Source organism: Candidatus Woesearchaeota archaeon (genome assembly GCA_003694805.1).
In the GTDB taxonomy this organism is placed as follows: Archaea; Nanobdellota; Nanobdellia; order Woesearchaeales; family J110; genus J110.
Genome location: RFJU01000031.1, coordinates 1 through 4,603 on the forward strand (window position 1 = coordinate 1; position 4,603 = coordinate 4,603).

Below are 4,603 nucleotides of genomic sequence, written 5' to 3' on the forward strand. Positions count from 1 at the left end.
CAATAAAGTATATAAATAATCAATATCAATAGCTACTTTAGTATAGAAAAGTCTATACTCGATGACGGGGACGACGCCCACACATCCAAGAAAAAGCGAAGGGCGCAGGGAACCACACAGCATGAAACGCGTCAACATCGGACTGAAAGACAACGTCCACAAAAAAGCGAAAATCATCGCAGTTCTCAAAGGGAAAACACTCAACACCTACCTTGAAGAAGCCATAGAAAAAGCACTCAAAGAAGACCAGCACCTTCTCGGCGCAATACGGGGTGATGAACTATGAACCCACAGCCATCACCTCCCAACAACTGCCGAGCCCAAAACACCGCCACCCTCAAAACCCTCCTCTTCATCATTCTCAGCCTGGCAATAGCAAACCCAACCATTGCTCTCACCCTCACCATCACCGCACCTTCACAAGTACTAGAAGGAGACCAACTCACCCTCGCCTTCACCTCAACACCCCCCGCCCAAAACTATGCCATCTACAAAGACGGAACGCTCGTTAGCACAAACACAACCTACACGTGGCAAACAAACTACTCCTCAGCAGGAGAATACCTCTTCCTCTTCAACGCAACAAACCCGAACGAAACCAAACAAGAAAGCAGAGTCGTCAAAATCGTCGACAACCCCCTCACCCTCACCCTCAACTCACCCCCAGAAACCAAGACAAACGCCGACCACATCTTCATCGACGCCACTACATCCCGCCCAGTCACATCCTGCACCTACCAACTCGGCGTCCAATCAGGCCAACTCGACAGCCAAGGAACACACCACACTAAGACCATCGGCGTCTTCGAAGGAATCCAAACCCTCACCGTCACATGCAACGACGAATACGACACTGCCCAAGCCGAACGCACCTTCATCATCGACAAAACACCCCCGACCATCACAACCATCACTCCCGCAAGCAACCAAGAAATAACCTCAAACTACGCAACCCTCGCCGCCACGACAGATGAAGTCGCGACGTGCAAGTACGGCACGCTGAACGCTCCCTACGACAACCTCCCCTCAACCTTTGCCATCACCGGCTCTCTCAACCACCAAACACCCCTCGACAACCTCGCCCAAGGAGGCCACACCTTCTTCATTGCATGCAAAGACGCAGCAGGCAACCCCTCAACCACCACAGAACGATTCTTCCGCGTTAACACACCACCATCAGCGAGCATCACCATCGACGGAGAAGAACCCCTCCGCCAAGGACGCTACCGCGTCCGCCTTCAAGCAAGTGAAGACCTCGCACAAACACCAAGCCTCACCTACCACTTCGAAGACGACCCCAAACCCATCGAAGTCGCACTCACCGGAGAAGACGCAAACTGGGAAGGATACATCATCATCGACAAGCAAACAACAGACAACATAGGAAGCTTCACCTTCCGCGGCATCGACAACACAGGACTGGAAGGAACACACATCACCTCAGGAAAACTATTCCTCGTGGACACAAAACAACCAGGCAAGATTCTGAGCTTCACCGCCCAAAACAAGAGCAACTATATCGAACTCAAATGGGTCTACGACGGCGAATCCCCACAAGCATTCCACATCTTCCGCTCACCAACCCCAGGAGTTGACTACATAGACAAATACGCAGAAGTAACACCCCGCAACTCGACAGAGGACGGCCTCATTTATGAAACGTACAGGGACTACGCCGTCAAAGACGCCGTCACCTACTACTACCGCATCGCCGCTCTCGACGAAGCAAACAACATAGGCGAACTCTCAGAAGAACAATCCGCTTCGGCCGTCATTGCAGAAGCGCAAGCGGCAGAAGAACGCATCTCCCCCGTTTTCGAAGTCATCCTTGACAAAGAAGTCAGAAGCGTTGAACGCTCCCTTGCAGACGTCGAATCAGCAATACTCTCCCTCCAAACGGAAAAAAGCCCGGGCGCCGCCCAACTTGTCAACGACCTCGACCTCCTCACCCCGCCCAAGGCCGCAAAGGCGCGCCTCGAATCTCTCAGGGAAAAACTCCTCAACTCCAAAACCCTCGCCCTTGATAAACAAGCATTTGACACCCTCATCACACAAGCAAGACAAGAGCGAGAATCCGCCCTCCAAGACATCGTCGACGACATCACCATAGAGAGCCGCGGCGACTACATCCAAGCACTCGACTCGTTCCAACTCCAAGAAGGCATCGCGGCATTCAAGAAAGGAACACCCATTCCTCAAGAGTTCGAAGAAGAATTTATCAGAAACGCCAAAGCACTCCAAGAACGAACATCCATCCAAGCCACCATCGTCTCAGGAACCCTGCGCTACCTCGACGGCACAAAAAAACCCATCACCCTCATCAAAAAAACACTCACGAGCTCAGAAGCCATACCCAAAGGCTACCTTATTGAATCCATACCAAAAAACCTCGCCCAAACAACAGATCAAATAACGTTCTTCACACCCCCGACCATCATAGAAAAAGATCCCATCGTGCAGTACAACATCGCAGACCTCCAAACCAAGACCATCACGTACACCCTCCCCCGACTCGCAACACTCCCCGAAGCACGAGCGACGAGAACCTACGTCCTCCCCGCGCCCAGCAAGCAAACAAAACAGGAAGGAGAAATCAACCAAGAAACACCCACCGGCGCTGCAACCTTCACGAGCAAAGAAAAACCGCGGTGGACGAACTACCTCATTCTCATCCTCGGCGGCGCAGCAGTAGCCATTCTCCTCATCTATTACCTTTTCTTCCCAGGACAAGACCCGCAACTATCAGACCCGTTCAAAACACCCCCGCCAGGCACTACCATCCTACCTACAAAAAGAGCACACCAACAAAACCACTTTCACCAAACATCTCCCCTCGCGCCCGCCCGTCAGGGAGCAACACCAAACCAAACAAGCCAGGCAAAACCGCCCGCTACGACAAACCTCAAACCGCGCAACCTAACCACAACGCTTCCAGGGGAAATCCTCACCAAGCTGAATGCAGCAACGCATCTTATCAACCAAAACATGGTGGACCAAGCAGTGGCGGCGTACAAAGAACTGCTTGCCATAAACTACGCAACAATCCCCCAACAACTGAGACGCCACATCAAAGGAAGACTCGAAGAACTCTACAACAAAATACAACTCGCAACAGCTATCAAGAAGGGACATGCCTACCTGGGCAAACAAGACTTCCTCAACCTCTCCAGAACAATAGAAGAAATAAAGCAACTCGCGCAAACAATCCCCAAGGAGAATACATACCTCACATCCCACGCAGAAGCAAGCTACACCTACTTCAACGAACAACTCTTCAACGCCCGCCTCGTCAGTGAAACAAAGCCGACCATGGCAGCGCAGAAGGGAAAGACATAAAGAAGAGAACAACAAAAACCATCCACAAACTATCTACAAATACCAAAAAAGAAAATACCAAAAAAAGAAAGCAGAACACCAAACAAGGACGGCAAACCTCTCCACCATGGCAGCCTCACCAAAAAACAACACAAAAAAACAAAAGGCGAGACCGCAGCGCAGCCCCTTCGCTTCCCTCTCACTCCCATTCACGATAGGTATTGCCATCGCTGCCTTCCTCCTCTTCGCACAAGCAACAAGTGCTGTTGTCATCGGCGTCAACACAGGGACGCTCACGTACACGAACGTGCTCCGAGGAGGATATGCAGAAGCAGAAGCGGTCATCTCAACAGACTCCCCAACCCCCGTCCCCATCGTCCTCGAACCCTACGGCGACATCAAAGACTGGATACGATACGAAATTGATGAAGAGCCAACCACGTCATCAAACAAACCACTGAAAGTACGCATCATAGTCGAACCGCCCCTTGACACCCCGAACGGAGAATACACCGGCAATGTACGCATCCTCACCGGAGAACTCTTCACCGTCACGAACCGTCAAGGAACCATGGGAAGCCAAGTCAAGGCAGCCCTCAGCATCCGAATCAAAGTAACCGTGACAGGAACACAAATCACCGCGTGCCAAGCGGCAGGATTCAAAATCCTGACAGCGGAGGAAGACAGCCCCCTCAACATCCTCTTCCAAATCACCAACAAAGGCAACGTGCGCATCCAACCCAAACTCTCCATCACGGCGCTGGACCAATTCCGAGAAAAAACCCTCGGCACGTACACCCTCAACACGCCAGAAGAACTGCTCCCCACCACGACGAGACGCTTTCAAGAAACCATTCCGCACAGTCTCCCGCCAGGGCAGTACTGGGCCGAAATTGACGTCCCGCTTTGCGGCGACAGCGGCATCGTCACCTTTGACGTTGTTGAGCGAGGCGGCGTCGCCGACCAAGGCGTGCTCGAACGTATTGACGCACAGAGCTGGGCGAATACGGGAGACATCATTCCCATCACTGCCGTGTTTCGCAATGTTGGCGAGCGCGTCGTCACTGCCAAATTCAAAGGAGCAATCCTCAACGAGGATGGCGACATTGTCAAAGTCATCGACACAGACCTCTACAGCGTCCCCCCCGGCCAAGTCGCAACCATTGAAACCTTCTTCAACCCACAGGTTGGAGGCCAATACATCGTCAGGGGCCACGTCCTCTACAACAACAAGCTCAGCTACGAGCGAGAGTTCATCCTCAACGTCAACGGCGCCCCTCTTGCCACC

At 52.3% G+C, this 4,603-nt stretch carries 3 protein-coding genes; all 3 read left to right on the plus strand.

Going from position 1 to position 4,603, the window contains the following annotated elements; translation table 11 throughout:
- Positions 1-61 precede the first annotated feature (61 nt).
- Positions 62-286 carry a hypothetical protein gene (locus D6783_01335; protein RME53660.1) on the plus strand — a complete coding sequence of 75 codons (225 nt, stop codon included), beginning with the start codon at positions 62-64 and terminating at the stop codon, positions 284-286.
- Positions 283-3,336 carry a hypothetical protein gene (locus D6783_01340; protein ID RME53661.1) on the plus strand — a complete coding sequence of 1,018 codons (3,054 nt, stop codon included), beginning with the start codon at positions 283-285 and terminating at the stop codon, positions 3,334-3,336. Before D6783_01335 ends, D6783_01340 begins: the two co-directional genes overlap by 4 nt.
- A partial coding sequence (locus D6783_01345; GenBank protein RME53662.1) for a hypothetical protein occupies positions 3,293-4,603 on the plus strand: 1,311 nt, incomplete at its 3' end. The genes D6783_01340 and D6783_01345, both read left to right, overlap by 44 nt.

Coding starts and splice junctions, on each gene's coding strand:
- D6783_01335 (RME53660.1), top strand. CDS start 62: ATGACGGGGACGACGCCCACACATCCAAGAAAAAGCGAAGGGCGCAGG.
- D6783_01340 (RME53661.1), top strand. CDS start 283: ATGAACCCACAGCCATCACCTCCCAACAACTGCCGAGCCCAAAACACC.